The organism is Streptomyces sp. NBC_01216, from assembly GCF_035994945.1.
In the GTDB taxonomy this organism is placed as follows: domain Bacteria; phylum Actinomycetota; class Actinomycetes; order Streptomycetales; family Streptomycetaceae; genus Streptomyces.
Genome location: NZ_CP108677.1, coordinates 6031056 through 6048371, shown reverse-complemented (window position 1 = coordinate 6048371; position 17316 = coordinate 6031056). Strand labels below are relative to the sequence as shown.

Sequence of the window (17316 nt, the reverse complement as noted above, 5' to 3'; positions counted from 1 at the left end):
GCCGGGTTTCCCCGCGGGTCGGCCGGGGCTCCCGCGGCGGGCTCGCAGCCGCGGCGCGTCAGAGCCTGTCGGGTGGCCATCGGCCGACCGGCGGACGCGGTCTGGTGCGTGCGATGCCAAGGCGCCGGAATGCCTCTGTAGCGGAGCCACCGGACATCCCGGCGACGCCGGCAACGTGCGTGCCCGGCCGTGACCGCCCGGTCAGAGGCCACCCGACAGGCTCTCAGAGGAACGAGCGGGGCGGGCGGGGGCCGGCGAGGCGTCCGCGCCACAGGACCACCGCGAGAGCGAGCAGCAGGGCCCCGAGGCCGCCGGCGGCGGGAGCGAGCAGTCCGACCGGGTGCCCCTCGTCGCCCGTCGGCCGGGGGCCGGGCCCGAAGTACCGCCCCGCGTATCCGGCCGAGGCGTCCTTCGGGTCCGCGCCGGCGAGCCGGGCTCCGGCCTCGATGGCGGCGGCCGGGTCGACGGTGCCGTACCCCTTCGCGTCGCTCCGGCCGCCCTTCGGGCTGTTCCGCGCGGTGTCGACGAGCAACCGCTTGACCTGGGCGGGCGTCAGGTCGGGGTGGGCGGAGCGGACGAGGGCGACGGCGCCGGAGACGAAGGCGGCGGCGGCGCTGGTGCCCCAGCCCTCGTAGTAGCGGCGGTCGGGGTCGGCGATGACGATGTCGACGCCCGGGGCACTCACGGTGGCGTACCAGCGGCTGGTGGAGAAGGACGCGTGGGTGCCGAACCGGTCGACGGCGGTGACGGCTATCACCCCCGGGTAGGCCGCGGGGTACGAGATGTGGTCGCCCTTCTCACCGCCGTTGCCGGCCGACGCCACGACGGAGACGCCCTTGGCGAGGGCGTACTGGACGGCGGCGTCCTCGCCGGACTCGGGATGGGCCGACTTGGAGTCGTCGCCGAGGGAGAGGTTGATGACGTCGGCTCCGTGGTCCACCGCCCAGCGGATGCCCTCGGCCAGGGCCGTGCCCCGGCTCTTGCGGGCCTTCTCCCGGGCTTTGTCGGTGCCTTCGAGGATGACCCGGACGGGCAGCACGCTCACCCGGGGGGCGATGCCGAGGACACCGTCCTCGCCGCCGGGTCCGTGCCCGTGGCCGGCGATGATGCCGGCCATGGCGGTGCCGTGGCGAGCCCATGCGCGGTCGCCGCGTTCGGCGCCGAATCCGATCAGGTCGGTGCCGGGCAGGACGGAACCCTCGAGGTCGGGGTGTTCGGCGTCGACCCCGGTGTCGAGGACGGCGACGGTGATGCCCTCGCCCTGCGTCGTACGCCAGGCGTCGGCGGTGTGCAGGGCCTCCAGACCCCACTGGCGGGCGCGGATGGTGTCCGCGAACGCCGGCGTGGTGGTCGCGGGAAGGACGGTGAAGGCGCTCGCGAGGAGAGCGGCGGTGAGGGCGTGGAGCCCCGGTCGGCGACGGGTCACCGGGTGTTCCCCCCGGCCGCCGCGGCGACCGCCGCGCGCAGTCCGCCTTCGACGCCGTCGGCGACTCCCTTGGCCTCGTGGCCCAGTCCCGCCTCGGCGGGAGCGGTCGTCTGCTCGTCGGCCATGGCCTGGTCGGCGGGCTGGGGGGTGGGGACGCGGCGGCCGTCGGCGAAGCCGGAGACGGAGTACACGACGACGGGCAGGTCGGGCAGGGGGTGGGTCCACCAGCTGGCGCGCTGTCCGTCGCCGAACCGGGCGGCGACGGTGTCCGCTCCGGACAAGGCGGGGGGGACGTCCGCTCCGAGCCCAGGGCCGAGGGTGCGCATGGCGGCGGGGTCCGCCTGGGTGAAGACCAGTCCGACAGTGATGACGCTGGTGGCGGTGGCGTCGGTGTACGTGGCGCGGACGACGCGGTCGCAGCCGACGGGCCGCAGGGCGGTGAGCAGGCTTGCGGACAGGACGGCCGTCGAGCAGGGGGCGTCGGGCGCCACGACGACGCGGGTCCAGGTACGGGCGGCGCCGCCGGGTCCCGCTCCGGGGCCGGGGAGGCTGCGGGGGAAGAGGGTGTCGACGGGGACGCTGTGCCACAGCGTCCTCGCCTCGGCGAAGCCGGCGGGCTCCTCCGGCCTCACGGCGTCGGTGGCGGCGAGCACCGCTCCGGCGACGGCTCCGCCGACGAGTCCGAGCCCGAGCACGAGGCACGCCCCGGCGGCGACGGTACGGCCGGTACGGCGTTCCCGTACCGGGCGCAGACGCGTGGTGGTCTCGCCGGGCGACTCGGGGGGCGCGGCATACGGGCGGTACGCGCCGTAGGTGCCGTATGCCTGCTCGGGACGGGCGCCGAAGGCGCCGCCGGGCGGCGCGGCGGGCGTGGGCCGTGGGTACGCCCGCCCGTGTGGGCTCGTGGCGTCGGCGGCACGCACACGGCGCAGCCGGGTGGTCGTCTCGTCGGCGGGAGCCGGAGCTACGGGGGGCGGAGCCGCCGCGGGCGGTGCGGCGGGCCGGGGCGGGACGGGGGCCGGCTGTCCGGGGCGCGGTGGCGGGCTCTGCTCACCGCCGGTCAGCGGGCGCGTCCGGGGGCGCGAGCCGTCGGCGCCGGGGCCGGCGTCCGGGCGCGGTTCCGTCGTACCGGCCCCTGCCGGAGCGGACTCCCGGACATCCGCCGCGCGGGGGCGCACGAGGCCCGGGGCGGCCGGGGTCTGGAGGGCGGGCGTGGCGCTCGCGGGGACGCGGGGGGCACCGGCGGGCGGGAGCGGGGCGGGAAGCAGCGCGTCGGTGATGCGGGACGCGGGATGGTGTGAGTCGGTCGTCATCCCCACCCCCCTGGTCGTACCGGCAATGCCGGTCACTCTACGGGCTGTTCCCTCCGGGATGGGAACCCAGGGGCTACCTCTCCGCAACCCGGTCTGGCAAGCTCGGGCCATGACTCCCCGTGCCGCCGACCGGGCCCGGTACGACCGGGCCACCGCCGCACTCGACGCGCCCGTGGCGATCGTCGACCTGGAGGCGTTCGACTCCAACGCCGACGACCTGGTACGCCGGGCCGGAGGCAAGCCGATCCGGGTCGCGAGCAAGTCCGTACGGTGCCGTGCGCTCCTGGAGCGGGTGCTGGCTCGCGAGGGCTTCGCCGGGATCATGTCGTTCACACTGGCCGAATCGCTCTGGCTGGTCCGGGCCGGGTTCGAGGACGTGCTCCTCGCCTATCCCTCCGCCGACCGCGCCGCCTTCGGCGAGCTGACCTCCGATCCCAAACTGGCGGCGGCCGTGACCGTGATGGTCGACGACCCGGCGCAGCTGGACCTCGTCGACCAGGCGCGTGCGGGCGGTTCCGAGGAGGTCCGGGTCTGTCTGGAGCTCGACACCTCGCTCCGGCTGCTCGGCGGGCGGGTCAGGGTCGGTTCCCGGCGTTCCCCTCTGCGCGAGCCCGCCCAGCTGGCGGAGCTGGCACGGTCGGTGGTGCGGCGGCCGGGCTTCCGGCTGGTCGGCGTCATGGCGTACGAGGGGCACGTCGCCGGTGTGGGAGACGACGTCGCCGGTCGGCCGCTGCGTTCGCGCGCGGTCCGCCTGATGCAGTCCGCGGCCCGCAGGGAGCTCGCGACCCGGCGTGCCGCCGTGGTCCGCGCCGTCCGGGCGGTGGCACCGGATCTGGAGTTCGTCAACGGGGGCGGCACGGGCAGCGTGCAGCACACGGCCGCCGAGGACGCGGTGACGGAGATCGCGGCCGGGTCCGGCTTGTACATGCCGCGGCTCTTCGACCACTACACGTCCTTCACCGGGCGCCCGGCGGCCCTGTTCGCCCAGCCGGTGGTGCGCCGCCCCGGCGTCGGCGTGGTGACCGTGCTCGGCGGCGGCTATCCCGCGTCCGGCGCCGCCGGACGGGACCGGCTGCCCGTCCCCTACCTGCCGGAGGGCCTGCGCTACGAGCCCCAGGAGGGGCCGGGCGAGGTGCAGACGCCGCTGCTCGGTTCCGCCGCGGACGATCTCCTGATCGGCGACAAGGTGTGGTTCCGGCACGCGAAGGCAGGCGAACTGTGCGAACGCTTCGACAGCCTGCGGCTGGTGGAGGGCGACCGGATCGCGGCGACCGTGCCCACCTACCGGGGTGAGGGGCGCACCTTTCTCTGACCGTCCGGCGGCGCGGCGGTCCGGCGACGGGGCGGCAGGACCGGAAGCGGGAGGAACGGGACGGGAGCGGGGCTCCCTTCGCTCCCTGGGGCGCCGTCAGCGTCGCCGCCGCGCTCCACAGGAGGGCCCGGCGACGCCCGGCGGGCGGCGGCGAGGCGGCCGCGGGCCCCACCGCCGTCGGCCCCGCCGCGCGGGTGTGCGCGGTCCAGGACGTGCCGTCCCACGAGCGTTCGACGGTGGGCAGAGCCGGGTCCGGGTACCAGCCGGGCGGAGTCGTCATGGCCGTCCGCGCAGCCTGGAGCGCGGGTTGGTGAGCCGTACACGGACTCCCCGCCGGCCGGTCGGCGCGCTGGTGTGTCCCGGCCGCGGGGGCCTACAGGGGGGTCACGTAGGCGCCGGAGATCCCGCCGTCGACGAGGAAGTCGGTGGCGTTGACGAAGGAGGAGTCGTCGCTGGCCAGGAAGGCCACGGCCGCGGCGATCTCCTCGGCCTCGGCGAACCGGCCGACGGGGATGTGCACCAGACGGCGGGCGGCGCGCTCCGGGTCCTTGGCGAACAGCTCCTGGAGGAGGGGGGTGTTGACGGGCCCCGGGCAGAGCGCGTTGACGCGGATACCGTCGCGGGCGAACTGGACCCCCAGTTCACGGGACATGGCGAGCACGCCGCCCTTGGAGGCGGTGTAGGAGATCTGGCTCGTGGCGGCGCCCATGACGGCGACGAAGGAGGCCGTGTTGATGATGGAACCGCGGCCCTGGCGCCGCATGTAGGGCAGGGCGGCCTTGCAGCAGAGGTAGACGGAGGTGAGGTTGACGTCCTGGACGCGCTTCCACGCCTCCAGGCCGGTGGTGAGGATGGAGTCGTCGTCGGGGGGCGAGATTCCGGCGTTGTTGAAGGCGATGTCGACGGAGCCGTAGGTGTCGAAGGCCGTCTTGAACAGCGCCTCGACCTGCTCGGGGTCGGTGACGTCGACCCGGACGAAGGTGCCGCCGACCTCCTCCGCGGCGGCCTTTCCCGCGGTCTCGTCGATGTCGCCGCAGACGACATGGGCGCCTTCGGAGGCCAGGCGGCGTGCGGTGGCGAGGCCGATGCCGCTGCCGGCTCCGGTGATGACGGCGGTGCGGCCGACGAGGCGGCGACAGACGATCGAGTCGGTCATGTGAGTCATGCCTCCGTGCTTTCCGTGCTGATGAAGACGTTCTTGGTCTCGGTGAAGGCGGTCAGGGCGTCGGGGCCGAGCTCCCGGCCGAGGCCGGACTGCTTGTAGCCGCCGAAGGGAGTCCAGTAGCGGACGCTGGAATGGGAGTTGACGGAGAGGTTGCCGGCCCGGACGGCGCGGGAGACGCGGACGGCGCGGCCCACGTCACGGGTCCAGATCGATCCGGACAGCCCGTACTCGGTGGCGTTGGCGAGGCGGACGGCGTCGGCCTCGTCCTCGAACGGCAGCACGACGGCGACCGGGCCGAAGACCTCTTCCACGGCACAGGGCGCGTCCTCGGCGACGCCGGTCAGGACGGTCGGCGGGAACCAGAAGCCGGGTCCCTCGGGAGCCTTGCCCCGGATGCCGGGGAGGGAGTCGGGGACGTAGGCACGCACCCGTTCCAGCTGGGCCCGGGAGATCAGCGGTCCCATCCGGGTGCGCTCGTCGGCCGGGTCGCCGACGACGATCTCCTCGACAGCCGGGGCGAGCAGTTCCAGGAACCGGTCGTAGACGGAGCGCTGGACGAGGAGGCGGGTGCGGGCGCAGCAGTCCTGGCCGCTGTTGTCGAGGAAGGACATCGGGGTCGCCGCCGCCGCCGCTTCGACGTCGGCGTCGGCGAAGACGATGTTCGGGCTCTTGCCACCGAGTTCCAGGGTCACGCGCTTCACCTGGTCCGCACACGTCGCCATGATGCTCTTGCCCACCCGGGTCGAACCGGTGAAGACGATCTTGGCGACCCCGGGGTGCCGGACGAGCGCGTCGCCCGCGACGGCGCCCTCCCCCGGCAGGACTTGGAGGAGTCCTTCGGGCAGGCCGGCGTCGAGGGCGAGCTCCGCCAGCCGCAGCGCGGTGAGGGGGGTGACCTCGGCGGGCTTGAGGATCACCGCGTTGCCGGCGGCGAGCGCCGGGGCGAGGGCCCAGGCGGCGATCGGCATGGGGAAGTTCCACGGCGCGATGACGCCGACGACACCGAGGGGTTCGAGGATCGTGATGTCGAGGCCACCGGCCACCGGGATCTGCCGGCCGCTGAGGCGCTCGACCCCTCCCGCGGCGAAGTCGAGCAGGTCCCGGACGTTCCCCGCCTCCCAGCGGGCGTTGCCGAGGGTGTGGCCCGCCTCGCGGACCTCCAGCAGGGCCAGTTCCTCCACATGGGCGTCGACGACTGCGGCGAATCGGCGCAGCAGCCGGGCACGGTCGGCGGGGGACGCGGCGGCCCAGCCTCGCTGGGCGGCGCCGGCGCGGACGACGGCGGCGTCGACGTCCGCACGGCTCGCGGCGGGGACGGTCGCGACGACCTCTTCGGTCGCCGGGTTGAGTACCTGGAGCAACTCTTTCCTCACATGCGTTCGAAGGAGCGGCGCAGCTCCCAGTCGGTCACCGCGGCGTCGTACGCGTCGAGTTCCACGCGGGCCATGTTGCGGTAGTGCGCGACGACCTCGTCGCCGAAGGCGGCCTTGGCGACGGGGCTGGTCTCCCAGAGCTCCGCGGCCTCGCGCAACGTGGTGGGGACATGGGCGTACTCGGCGGTGTAGGCGTTGCCGTCGCAGGCCGGGGGCAGTTCGAGTCGCTGCTCGATGCCGTACAGGCCGGCCGCGACGAGTCCGGCGACCGCGAGGTAGGGGTTGACGTCTCCTCCGGGGAGGCGGTTCTCGAAGCGCATCGAGCGGCCGTGACCGACGACGCGCAGGGAGCAGGTGCGGTTGTCCACGCCCCAGGCGACGGCGGTCGGGGCGAAGGAGCCCGACTGGAAACGCTTGTACGAGTTGATGTTCGGGGCGTAGAGAAGGGAGAAGTCGCGCAGGGCGGCGAGCTGGCCGGCGAGGAAGTGGCGCATCACCTCCGACATCCCGCCGGGCCCGTCACCGGCCATCATGTTGCGGCCCGGCTCGTCGACGGACTGGAGCGAGAGGTGGATGTGGCAGGAGTTGCCCTCACGTGCGTTGTACTTCGCCATGAAGGTGAGCGAGACGCCCTCCTGGGAGGCGATCTCCTTGGCGCCGGTCTTGTAGACGGCGTGCTGGTCGCAGGTGACGAGGGCCTCGTCGTACTTGAACGCGATCTCGTGCTGTCCCGGGTTGCACTCGCCCTTGGCGGATTCGACGGTCAGGCCCGCCCCGGCCATCTCGTTGCGGATGCGGCGCAGCAGCGGTTCGACGCGTCCGGTGCCGAGGACGGAGTAGTCGATGTTGTACTGGTTGACCGGGGTCAGGTTCCGGTAGTTCGCGTCCCATGCCTGCTCGTAGGTGTCCTTGAAGACGATGAACTCCAGCTCCGTGCCGACGTGGGCGGTGTAGCCGTGTGCGGCGAGCCGTTCCAGCTGGCGGCGCAGGATCTGTCGGGGCGCGGCGACGACGGGCGAGCCGTCGTTCCAGGCGAGGTCGGCCATGAGCATCGCCGTACCCTCGTTCCAGGGCACACGGCGCAGGGTGGTGAGGTCGGGGTGCATGGCGAAGTCGCCGTAGCCGCTGTCCCAGGAGGACATCGCGTAGCCGTCGACCGTGTTCATCTCGGCGTCGACGGCCAGCAGGTAGTTGCAGCCCTCGGTGCCGTGGTCGAGCACGTCGGTCAGGAAGAACGGGGCGGCGAACCGCTTGCCCTGGAGACGCCCCTGCATGTCGGGGAAGGCCAGGACGACGGTGTCGATCTCACCGCTGCCGACGAGGGCGCGTAGCTCCTCGACGGAGAGCGGGGCTTTGCGGTCTGCCACGGGACAACTCCTCCTTTGGCCATCCGGAAGCCATAAGGTATTGCCGAAGACCATTGCTTGGGAAGGGGAAACCGCGACGTGGCGAAGATCGGTGGCGAGACGGAGGCGGGCGCGGACGTGCCGGACCGGCTGACACCCGTGCTGAGGCCGGTCCGGGCGGGCAACGGCTTCGAGGAGGCGCTGGAGCAGATCCTCCAGGTGGTCCGGCTGGGCCTGGTGCCCGGCGGGGAGCGGCTGCCGGCCGAGCGCGAACTGGCCGAGCGGATGGGGATCAGCCGGGTGACGCTGAGGGAGGTCCTGAAGGTCCTCCAGGAGCAGGGGCTGGTGGAGAGCCGCCGGGGCCGTTACGGCGGAACGTTCGTACGGCAGCGCCCCCAGACGGCCGACGAGGCGGAGCTGCGCCGCCGGATCGCCTCGGTCGACATGGAGGACACACTGCGCTTCCGCGAGGTCCTGGAGGTGGGGGCGGCGGGACTGTGTGCGGCGCACGGGCTGCCGGAGAAGGGCGCGGCCCGGCTGCGGACGGCCCTCGCGGCGACGCATGACGCACCGCTGGCCGACTACCGGCGCCAGGACACCCTGCTGCACCTCACGCTGGCCGAGCTGTCCGGATCACCGACGCTCACGGCGCAGTACGCGGCCGTGCGGGCCACCGTGAACGACCTGCTGGACGGCATCCCCCTGCTCGTACGGAACCTGGAGCACTCGCAGCACCAGCACACGGCGCTGGTGGAGGCGGTGCTCGACGGCGACGCGGACGGGGCGCGCGAGGTGATGCGGGAGCACTGCGGGGGCACGGCGGCGCTGCTGCGCGGATTCCTGACCTGAGCGGGCGCCCCGGCGGCGACCGCGTAACCCGAAAGTAACGCAGGGGGGTTGCGTTCTCGCCGACCCAGCGCAAAGGTATGGGACCAATCCATTGGGCTCGACGCGGGAGCTGACGCTGCCATGACCCTCGAAGACACCACCGGGAACAGCACCGCGCCGCCGCGGGACGACTATCTGGAGCGCAGGGCCCTGCGGCGCGGCAGCGCGGGCTGGCTGCTGCTCACCGGGCTCGGCGTCGCCTATGTCGTCTCCGGCGACTTCTCCGGCTGGAACATCGGCCTGTCCAAGGCGGGTTTCGGCGGACTCGCCGTCGCCACCGTCCTCATGGGCGCGATGTACGCCTGCCTGGTCTTCGCCCTGGCCGAACTCTCCGCCATCCTCCCCACGGCGGGCGGCGGCTACGGGTTCGCCCGCAGGGCGCTCGGCACCTGGGGCGGCTTCCTCACCGGAACCGCGATCCTGATCGAGTACGTACTGGCTCCCGCCGCGATCTCCATCTTCATCGGCGACTACGTCGAATCCCTGGGGCTGTTCGGCCTGGAGTCGGGCTGGCCGGTCTACCTCGCCTGCTTCGTCGTCTTCATCGGCATCCACCTGTGGGGTGTGGGCGAGGCACTGCGGTTCAGCCTGATCGTGACGGCCATCGCGGTCGCGGCACTGGTCATCTTCGCCTGCGGCGCGCTCACCGACTTCCACGTCGACGGGCTGAACGACATCCCGGTCGACGGCGAGGCGCTCGGCTCGAACTCCTGGCTGCCGTTCGGCCTGCTCGGGATCTGGGCGGCGTTCCCCTTCGGCATGTGGTTCTTCCTCGGGGTCGAGGGCGTGCCGCTCGCGGCCGAGGAGGCCAAGGACCCGGTCCGCTCGATGCCGAAGGCGCTCGCCCTGTCGATGGCCATCCTGGCACTGCTGGCCGTGGTGACCTTCTTCGCCGCGACCGGGTCGCGCGGCGCGGCGGCGATCCAGGAGGCGGGCAACCCGCTGGTGGTGGCGCTCCAGGGCGACGGCGAGCCGACCGCGCTCAGCCGCTTCGTGAACTACGCGGGTCTCGCCGGACTGGTCGCCTCCTTCTTCTCCCTGATCTACGCCGGTTCCCGGCAGCTCTTCGCGCTCTCCCGGGCGGGCTACCTGCCCCGGTTCCTGTCCCTGACCAGCCGCCGCAAGTCGCCGTACCTCGGGTTGCTGATCCCCGGGGCGATCGGCTTCGCCCTGGCCGCCGGAACCGGGAACGGCGCGCGGATGCTGAACATCGCCGTGTTCGGCGCCACCATCTCGTACGCCCTGATGGCGCTCTCGCACATCGTGCTGCGGCGCCGCGAGCCGGACCTGCACCGGCCGTACCGGACGCCGGGCGGTGTGGTGACCTCGTCCGTCGCCTTCGCGCTCGCCCTGTCGGCCCTGGTGGCGACCTTCCTGGTGGACCAGGACGCGGCGCTCATGGCGCTGGGCGTCTATGTGATCGCCCTCGCCTACTTCGCGTTCTACAGTCGACATCATCTGGTGGCCAAGGCGCCGGAGGAGGAGTTCGCGGCGCTGGCGGCGGCCGAGGCCGAACTCGAACGCGACTGACGCTCCCGTATCCCCCCGACGCTCCGACCGGAGGAAGTCCCGTGACCAAACCGCTCATCGGCGTGACGACCTATCTGGACCAGGCACGCTGGGGCGTGTGGGACATGCGGGCCGCGCTGCTGCCGGCTCCCTACCCCCGGCTCGTCCAGGAGAGCGGCGGCCTCGCGACGATGCTGCCGCCGGGCCCCCCGGACACCGCGGCGGAACTGGTGGCCCGCCTGGACGGCCTGGTGGTGGCGGGCGGAGCCGACGTCGAGCCGGTACGGTACGGCGCCGAGGCCGACCCCCGCACCGGCCCGCCGGCGCGAGCCAGGGATGCCTGGGAACTGGCTCTCATCGAGGCGGCGCTGGCCTCGGGAACCCCCCTGCTCGGCATCTGCCGGGGCATGCAGCTGCTGAACGTGGCGCGCGGCGGGACCCTGCTCCAGCACCTGGACGGCCATGTCGAGGCGGTCGGCGTGATCGGCCGCCACGCGGTGAAACCGGTCCCGGGCACGCTCTACGCCTCACTGGCACCGGAGCTCACGGACGTGCCGACCTATCACCACCAGGCGGTGGACCGCCTGGGGCGCGGGCTGATCCCCTCCGCGTACGCGGAGGACGGCACGGTCGAGGCGGTGGAGGCGGCCGACGCGCCCTGGGCGCTGGGCGTCCAGTGGCATCCGGAGATGGGCGAGGACCTGCGCGTGATGGAGGGCCTGGTCCGGGCGGCGACCGCACCCGCCTGAGGACACGCACGCCTGAGGACAGGCTCTGAGGACGCCGGGCGCGGGCGGCGTCGTACCGGTGGAGCCGTACCGCGGGTCGCCTCCGGCCCGCTACTCGGGCAGCGGGCGGTCGTCGACGACGTTCTTCATGACGAGGGTGGACGTCAGACGCTGGACGCCGGGCAGCCGCGCGAGCCGCTGGTCGTACAGCTCCTGGAAGGCCGCCAGGTCGGCGGTGGCCACGCGCAGGAGGTAGTCGGGTTCGCCGAACAGCCGCTGGGCCTGGAGCACGTGCGGCACGGCCGTCACCGCCTCCTCGAAGGCGTCGACGGTGCCGGGGTCCTCCCAGCGCAGGGTGGCGAAGACGAGGGCCTCGAAGGTGAGACCGAGGGCGGCCGGGTCGACGACGGCGCGGTAGCCGCGGATCGCCCCTTGGCGTTCCAGGTCGCGCAGGCGGCGGTGGCAGGGCGAGACACTCAGCCGCACGCGGGCGGCCAGCTCGGTGACCGTCAGCCGGCCGTCCAGCTGGAGTTCGGCAAGAATCTTCCGGTCCATGGCATCCATAGAGAAGATTCTCCCCCAAGACTGGCACACCTGGGGAAAATACGGGAACACATTCGGACGTATCCCATCTAGCCTTCCTCACGCAACGCGCGACGTGAGAGGGATCGATCCGTGGACACGACCACACTGGCGGCCTTCCTGGCCGTGGACCTGCTGCTGGTGTTCACCCCGGGGGCCGACTGGGCCTATGCGATATCCGCCGGTCTGCGCGACCGGTCGGTCGTCCCGGCCGTCGCCGGACTGACGGCCGGGTACGCGGGCTACACCCTGCTCGCCGTGGCCGGCCTGGTGGTGATCGTGGCGAGTTCGGGGACCGTGCTCACCGTCCTGACCGTCGCCGGAGCCGCCTATCTGATGTGGCTGGGCTGGGACGTCCTGCGCCGCCCCGTCGCCCTGGGCACGCCCGCGGAGCCCCTCGCCCCGTCGCGCGGGCGGATCATCCTGAGGGGAGCCGGGACCAGCGGCCTGAACCCCAAGGCACTGCTGCTGTACTTCTCGCTCTTCCCGCAGTTCGTCGACCCCACGGGCGGCTGGCCCGTCGCCGCGCAGACCGGACTGCTCGGCACGCTCCACATGACCACCTGCGCCCTGGTCTACCTCGCCGTCGGCGTCCTCGCCCGCACGGTACTGACGACCCGGCCCTCCGCGGCCAGGGCCGTCACCCGCGTCTCGGGTGTCATGATGCTCGCCATCGGCGGGTTCCTGCTGGCGGAGCGCCTGGCCGGCTGACGGGTACCGGTCGTCGCACGAGGACCGGCCTCCCTGGCGGCCCCTCCGGCCGGTCCGTCACGCCCCGGCCCGCGGGCCACCCGACAGCCTCTCAGCCGCGGGTCAGCGAGAGCAGGTCACGTGCCGGGCCGGTGGGGCGGTGGCCGACGGGCCAGACGGCACGCAGGTCACGGCGCAGCTCGACGCCGGCGACCGGGACCTCGACCAGGCGGCGCGAGGCGAGTTCCTCCGCGACGGCCAGTTCGCTCAGGACCGCGGGACCCGCGGCGCTGACCGCGGCCGCCTTCACCGCCGTGGTGGAGGCGAGTTCGAGCAGCGGCTGCGCCAGCCCGCCGTGGGCCGCGAGCGCCGAGTCGAGGACCTGACGGGTACCCGAGCCGCGTTCCCGCAGGATCAGGGGGGTGGCGGCCAGTTCGCCGGGGTCCAGTGGCGCACGGCGCCGGGCCCACGGGTGGGAGGGCGCGGTGACCACGGCGAGCCGGTCGTGGGCGACGACCGTCCCGTCCAGCCCCTCGGGCACCGCGAGACCCTCCACGAACCCCAGGTCCGCCTCGTCGGTCAGCAGCCGTTCGGCGACCGCCGCCGAGTTCCCGGCCAGCAGGGACACCGCGGTGCCGGGCCGCCCCGCGCGCAGCGCGATCAGCCACCCCGGCAGCAGGTACTCGGCGATCGTCATGGACGCGGCCACCCGCAGCCGTGAATCCCGCCGGCCGCGCAGGGCCTGCGCCCCCGCGTCGAACGCCTCGGCCGCCTCGACGATCCGCCGCGCCCAGTCCGTCACCAGCGCCCCGGCGTCGGTGAGCCGCGAGCCCCGAGGTGAGCGGTCCACCAGTGCCACGCCGAGTTGCCGCTCCATCGACCGGATCCGGCTGCTCGCGGCGGGCTGGGTGATTCCCACCTCGCGGGCGGCCCGCCCCAGGCTCCCGTGACGGGCGACGGCCAGGAGCAGTTCCAGCGCGCCCAGGTCGGGGACCCGGTGGGACAGCGGGACGGTGGGAACGGACGACGGCTCACTGCTCATAAAGCCAGCTTATGGCGTCATAGCCCGGTGATCCCTGGTGGGGCGGCGGAAGCCGGACGACGGTGGGGGCATGGCAACCCTCGCACCGTCTCCTCCGGTCCCCCGCGCCACCACCCCCGGCGTACGGGCGGCCCCGGTCCGTCACCTCGGCCCCCAGTGGTACGCGCCGGTGATGGGAACCGCCATCGTGGCAAGCGCGGGAGCCGGCCTCCCCATCGCGGTCCCCGGCCTGCGCACCGCCTGCACGGCCGTCTGGTCCCTGTCCCTGGTGATGCTCCTGGCCCTGCTCGCGGCCCGCGCGGCGCACTGGGCGTACCACCGCGACCAGGCCCGAACCCACCTCCTGGACCCGTCCGTCGCCCCGTTCTACGGCTGTCTGTCGATGGCTCTGCTCGCGGTCGGCGGTGCCACACTGCTGGTCGGACGGGACTGGATCGGGCTGCCCGCCGCCGTCGCGGTCGACACCATCCTGTTCACCGCCGGGACGGCGACCGGCCTGGCCGCCGCCGTCGCCGTGCCCTACCTCATGGTGGTGCGCCACCGGATCGAGGGCGCGTCGCCGGTGTGGCTGCTGCCGGTCGTGGCACCGATGGTCTCCGCCGCGCTCGGCCCGCTGCTGCTGCCCCATCTGCCCGCCGGGCAGGCACGGCAGTCGCTGCTGATCGCCTGCCACGCCCTGTTCGGCCTGAGCCTGCTGGCCACCCTCCTGATGCTCCCGCTGGTCTTCGGGCGTCTCGTGACCGGCGGCCCCCTCCCCCTCGCCCTGACGCCCACCCTCTTCCTGGTCCTCGGGCCACTGGGCCAGTCGACCACCGCCGCGGCCCACTTCGCCGACGCCGCCCCGGGTGTGCTGCCCGCGCCCTACGCCGACGGTCTCTCGGCCTTCGCCGTCCTGTACGGCGTGCCGGTGACGGGATTCGCCCTGCTGTGGCTGGTGCTGGCCGGGGCGATGGTGCTGCGGGCGCGTCGGCGCGGCATGCGCTTCGCGATGACCTGGTGGGCTTTCACGTTCCCCGTCGGGACCTGCGTGACGGGCGCCGGAGGACTCGCGCGGCACACGGACCTGGCGGCGGCGCGGTGGCTCACGGTCGGCCTGTACCTGCTCCTGGTCGTGGCCTGGCTGGTGGCCGCCCGGCACACCGTGCGCGGGCTGGTCAGCGGCGCGCTGCTCGCAGCGCCCGCCCCAGCGCCGCCGGCGCCTCGGCCAGCGATGGCCCGTACCAGGTGAGGAGTCGACCGTCCACCAGCGCGGCCGGTGTCCCGGGGAATGCCTCGGGGCCGTCGTCGGCGGTGAACCGGTAGGGCTCGTCGGGCAACACGACGAGGTCGGCACAGGCGGCGTTCAGTTCGTCGAGGGGGACGCGCGGGTAGCGCTCGGCATGGTCCGCGTAGAGGTGACGGACGCCGAGCCGGGCGAGCAGGTCACCGGCGAAGGTGTCGCGGCCCAGCACCATCCAGGGACGGCGCCAGACCGGGACGATCGCCGTGCGCGGCGGCCCGGCCGGCTCCACGGCCCGCCAGGCGGCCTCCGCCTCGTCCAGCCAGCGGGGGCGGGACGCCACACCACAGGCCCGCAGCACCCGGTCCAGTTCCGGGAACGCCTGGTCCAGCGTGCGCACCTCGGTGACCAGCACGTCCAGCCCGGCCGCGCGCAGCGCGGCGAGGTCGGGGGCGCGGTTCTCCTCCTCGTTGGCGATCACGAGGCCGGGCCGCAGAGCCGTGATCGCGGTGACGTCGGGGTTCTTGGTCCCTCCCACCCGGGCGACGTCGAGGCCGGGCGGGTGGGTACACCAGTCGGTGGCGCCCGTCAGCACGCCCGGTGCGCTCACCGCGACGGCCTCGGTGAGCGAGGGGACCAGCGAGACGACCCTCACGCGTCGCCGGCCACGATGTGCTCGGCGACCGCGACGACCAGGAGGCGGGTGCCCGGCTCGGTGGCGCGCCACCGGTGCCGTACGCCACCGGAGACGAAGAGCGTGTCACCGCGTTCGAGCCGGTACGCCCGCCCTTCGGCCTCGACCTCGGCGGCGCCGTCGGCGACGTACAGCAACTCGTCGTTGCGGTGGGTGAACTCACGGCCCGCGTCCCGCTCGCCGGTGAACTCCCGCGCGTGCAGCTGGTGCCGGCCGCGCAGCAGAGGGCGTACCCCGGTGGGCCGGATCCCCGGTTCGTCCTCCAGCGCGTCGTCCAGGATCTCCCCGGCCCGTACGACATCGACGGTGCGCGCCGACTCCGCGGCGGCGAGCAGATCGGCGGCCGTGGTCTCCAGTGCCTCGGCTACCAGCTGGAGCGAGCGCATGCTGGGGCGGGCCCGCTCGTTCTCGACCTGGCTGAGGAACGGCACGGACAGCCCGCTGCGCGAGGCCACGACGGCCAGGGTGAGGTGGAGGGCCCGTCGGCGCCTCTTGACGGCCGCGCCCACGCGGAGTGATTCCTTGTCGTCCATGACCGCACCCTCCCTCGTGTCGCGTGCGTCCGGGCGTACTGATCGGTTACCTGAACCTTACGCAGCTTTGGTGCGGGGTTTCGCGTCGTGGCGAAAAGGGGTGGTCGCCGAACACGTTCGGCGACCACCCCTTTTCGGTACGGAGTCGACAACTCTCCGTCCGTGAGCGATTACTGGGGCTCCAGCCCGCCCGCGGGGCCGGGGTCCCACACCGGCAGGACTCGGTCCGAATCCCGCTCGCCGTACGCCCACTTCGGCCCGGTCGACACCGGCCACGACCGCCGGAAGGGCGAGCGGCGGTTGCCCGCGCACCAGCGTGACCGCGGGGCGGTGCCGAACGACTCGGGCGCCCCTACGAGTTCGCCGTCGGCCTGGGGGATGCCGGGCGGCGGCGCGAAGACGACGGTGGCGACGACGCAGGCATCGACGGGGCGACGAAGGCGACGCGGAGGCGATGAGGGCACCGGCGGAGGCGGGGGCGATGCGGGCGGCGCGGGGCCGCTGTCGGTGGGGTGCGGCATGATCGGGGTGTGACGCGACGCCTGATGCTCCTCGACACCGCCTCTCTCTACTTCCGCGCGTACTTCGGCGTGCCGGACTCGGTCAGGGCCCCGGACGGCACTCCGGTCAACGCCGTGCGCGGTCTGCTGGACTTCATCGCCCGGCTCGTCCAGGACCACCACCCGGAGGACCTGGTGGCCTGTATGGACGCCGACTGGCGCCCACAGTGGCGAGTGGACCTGATCCCCTCGTACAAGGCCCACCGGGTGGCCGAGGAGACCCCGGCCGGGCCCGACGAGGAGGAGATCCCGGACACGCTCGCCCCGCAGGTGCCGGTGATCGAGGACGTCCTGGACGCCCTGGGCATCGCCCGGGTCGGGGTCGCGCCGTACGAGGCGGACGACGTCATCGGGACGCTCGCCGGCCGGGCCGCGGGACCGGTGGACATCGTGACCGGGGACCGCGACCTCTTCCAGCTGGTGGACGACGCGCGGGGGGTGCGTGTGCTGTATCCGCGCAAGGGCGTCGGCGACTGCGACCTGGTCGACGGAGAGCTGATCAGGACGAAGTACGGGGTGCGGGCCGACCAGTACGCCGATTTCGCGGCGCTGCGCGGCGACGCGAGCGACGGACTGCCGGGAGTCAAGGGCATCGGCGAGAAGACCGCCGCGCAGCTGATCACCGAGTACGGCGACCTGGCGGGAGTGCGGGCGGCGGCCGAGGACCGCACGTCGCGGCTGACGCCGGCCAAGCGGAGGGGCATCGTGGAGGCGGCGTCCTATCTGGACGTGGCCCCCAAGGTCGTGCGGGTCGCCGGGGACGTACCGCTGCCGGACTTCGACCCGCGGCTTCCGAGCGCGCCTCGGGACCCGGCGGCGCTGGAGGAGCTGGTGGCCCGATGGGGCCTGGGCGGCGCGGTGGGGCGGCTCCTCGGCGTCCTCTCCCACTGAGGTGCTAGCTTAGGTAAACCTAAGTTCCAGGAGTCAGGGGAGACC

At 73.6% G+C, this 17316-nt stretch carries 17 protein-coding genes and 1 pseudogene; 7 read left to right on the top strand and 11 right to left on the bottom strand.

The window, feature by feature from the left end:
- Positions 1–223: 223 nt before the first annotated feature.
- Complete coding sequence (mycP, locus tag OG393_RS27175) at positions 224–1426, bottom strand: type VII secretion-associated serine protease mycosin (RefSeq protein WP_327377322.1); 1203 nt, start codon at positions 1424–1426, stop codon at positions 224–226.
- Positions 1423–2739, bottom strand: a complete 1317-nt coding sequence (locus tag OG393_RS27170; RefSeq protein WP_327377321.1) for a hypothetical protein — start codon at positions 2737–2739, stop codon at positions 1423–1425. Before OG393_RS27170 ends, mycP begins: the two co-directional genes overlap by 4 nt.
- Before the next feature lie 109 nt (positions 2740–2848).
- On the opposite strand from OG393_RS27170, the gene OG393_RS27165 reads away from it, so the two are divergent.
- Positions 2849–4051 (top strand): amino acid deaminase/aldolase, encoded by a 1203-nt coding sequence (locus OG393_RS27165; RefSeq protein WP_327377320.1) that lies wholly within the window; start codon positions 2849–2851, stop codon positions 4049–4051.
- Between the two features lie 184 nt (positions 4052–4235).
- Here OG393_RS27165 and OG393_RS27160 read toward each other — a convergent pair.
- From OG393_RS27160 to OG393_RS27145, 4 genes and pseudogenes are all read right to left on the bottom strand, one after another.
- Positions 4236–4331, bottom strand: a pseudogene (locus OG393_RS27160) (DUF2510 domain-containing protein); the annotation flags it as partial.
- 93 nt (positions 4332–4424) lie between these two features.
- The gene (locus OG393_RS27155) at positions 4425–5207 is read right to left on the bottom strand and encodes a 3-oxoacyl-ACP reductase (RefSeq protein ID WP_442817367.1); all 783 of its coding nucleotides are present in this window, start codon (positions 5205–5207) and stop codon (positions 4425–4427) included.
- Between the two features lie 5 nt (positions 5208–5212).
- Complete coding sequence (locus OG393_RS27150) at positions 5213–6577, bottom strand: aldehyde dehydrogenase family protein (protein ID WP_327377318.1); 1365 nt, start codon at positions 6575–6577, stop codon at positions 5213–5215.
- A gap of 8 nt (positions 6578–6585) precedes the next feature.
- Positions 6586–7956 carry a glutamine synthetase family protein gene (locus tag OG393_RS27145; protein WP_327377317.1) on the bottom strand — a complete coding sequence of 457 codons (1371 nt, stop codon included), beginning with the start codon at positions 7954–7956 and terminating at the stop codon, positions 6586–6588.
- Positions 7957–8034: 78 nt separating this feature from the next.
- On the opposite strand from OG393_RS27145, the gene OG393_RS27140 reads away from it, so the two are divergent.
- The 3 genes from OG393_RS27140 (at position 8035) to OG393_RS27130 (ending at position 11081) form a co-directional block, all read left to right on the top strand.
- Positions 8035–8784, top strand: coding sequence for a FadR/GntR family transcriptional regulator (locus OG393_RS27140; RefSeq protein WP_442817366.1), 750 nt, complete (start codon positions 8035–8037; stop codon positions 8782–8784).
- Positions 8785–8904: 120 nt separating this feature from the next.
- A complete protein-coding gene (gene eat / locus OG393_RS27135; protein WP_327377316.1) occupies positions 8905–10353 on the top strand; it encodes an ethanolamine permease in 1449 nt (482 codons plus the stop codon).
- A 41-nt stretch (positions 10354–10394) separates the two neighbouring features.
- Positions 10395–11081, top strand: a complete 687-nt coding sequence (locus OG393_RS27130; RefSeq protein WP_327377315.1) for a gamma-glutamyl-gamma-aminobutyrate hydrolase family protein — start codon at positions 10395–10397, stop codon at positions 11079–11081.
- 90 nt (positions 11082–11171) lie between these two features.
- Here the strand turns inward: OG393_RS27130 and OG393_RS27125 are convergent, their stop codons facing one another.
- Positions 11172–11624, bottom strand: a complete 453-nt coding sequence (locus OG393_RS27125) for an Lrp/AsnC family transcriptional regulator (protein WP_327377314.1) — start codon at positions 11622–11624, stop codon at positions 11172–11174.
- 111 nt (positions 11625–11735) lie between these two features.
- Here OG393_RS27125 and OG393_RS27120 point away from each other — a divergent pair, with 111 nt between their 5' ends.
- A complete protein-coding gene (locus tag OG393_RS27120; protein WP_327377313.1) occupies positions 11736–12353 on the top strand; it encodes a LysE family translocator in 618 nt (205 codons plus the stop codon).
- 91 nt (positions 12354–12444) lie between these two features.
- Here OG393_RS27120 and OG393_RS27115 read toward each other — a convergent pair whose 3' ends face one another.
- Entirely contained in the window at positions 12445–13374 is a 930-nt protein-coding gene (locus OG393_RS27115) for a LysR family transcriptional regulator (RefSeq protein WP_327377312.1), read from the bottom strand.
- A gap of 70 nt (positions 13375–13444) precedes the next feature.
- Here OG393_RS27115 and OG393_RS27110 point away from each other — a divergent pair, with 70 nt between their 5' ends.
- Positions 13445–14602 carry a TDT family transporter gene (locus OG393_RS27110; protein ID WP_327377311.1) on the top strand — a complete coding sequence of 386 codons (1158 nt, stop codon included), beginning with the start codon at positions 13445–13447 and terminating at the stop codon, positions 14600–14602.
- Here the strand turns inward: OG393_RS27110 and OG393_RS27105 are convergent.
- From OG393_RS27105 to OG393_RS27095, 3 genes are all read right to left on the bottom strand, one after another.
- The gene (locus tag OG393_RS27105) at positions 14529–15248 is read right to left on the bottom strand and encodes a helical backbone metal receptor (RefSeq protein ID WP_327377310.1); all 720 of its coding nucleotides are present in this window, start codon (positions 15246–15248) and stop codon (positions 14529–14531) included. The two genes, OG393_RS27110 and OG393_RS27105, sit on opposite strands and share 74 nt — an antisense overlap.
- On the bottom strand, positions 15245–15820 hold the full coding sequence (locus OG393_RS27100; protein ID WP_327377309.1) for a helix-turn-helix domain-containing protein: 576 nt from the start codon (positions 15818–15820) through the stop codon (positions 15245–15247). Before OG393_RS27100 ends, OG393_RS27105 begins: the two co-directional genes overlap by 4 nt.
- Positions 15821–15990: 170 nt before the next feature.
- On the bottom strand, positions 15991–16341 hold the full coding sequence (locus OG393_RS27095) for a hypothetical protein (RefSeq protein WP_327377308.1): 351 nt from the start codon (positions 16339–16341) through the stop codon (positions 15991–15993).
- Between the two features lie 24 nt (positions 16342–16365).
- Here OG393_RS27095 and OG393_RS27090 point away from each other — a divergent pair, with 24 nt between their 5' ends.
- The gene (locus tag OG393_RS27090) at positions 16366–17271 is read left to right on the top strand and encodes a 5'-3' exonuclease (protein ID WP_327378564.1); all 906 of its coding nucleotides are present in this window, start codon (positions 16366–16368) and stop codon (positions 17269–17271) included.
- Positions 17272–17316 lie beyond the last annotated feature (45 nt).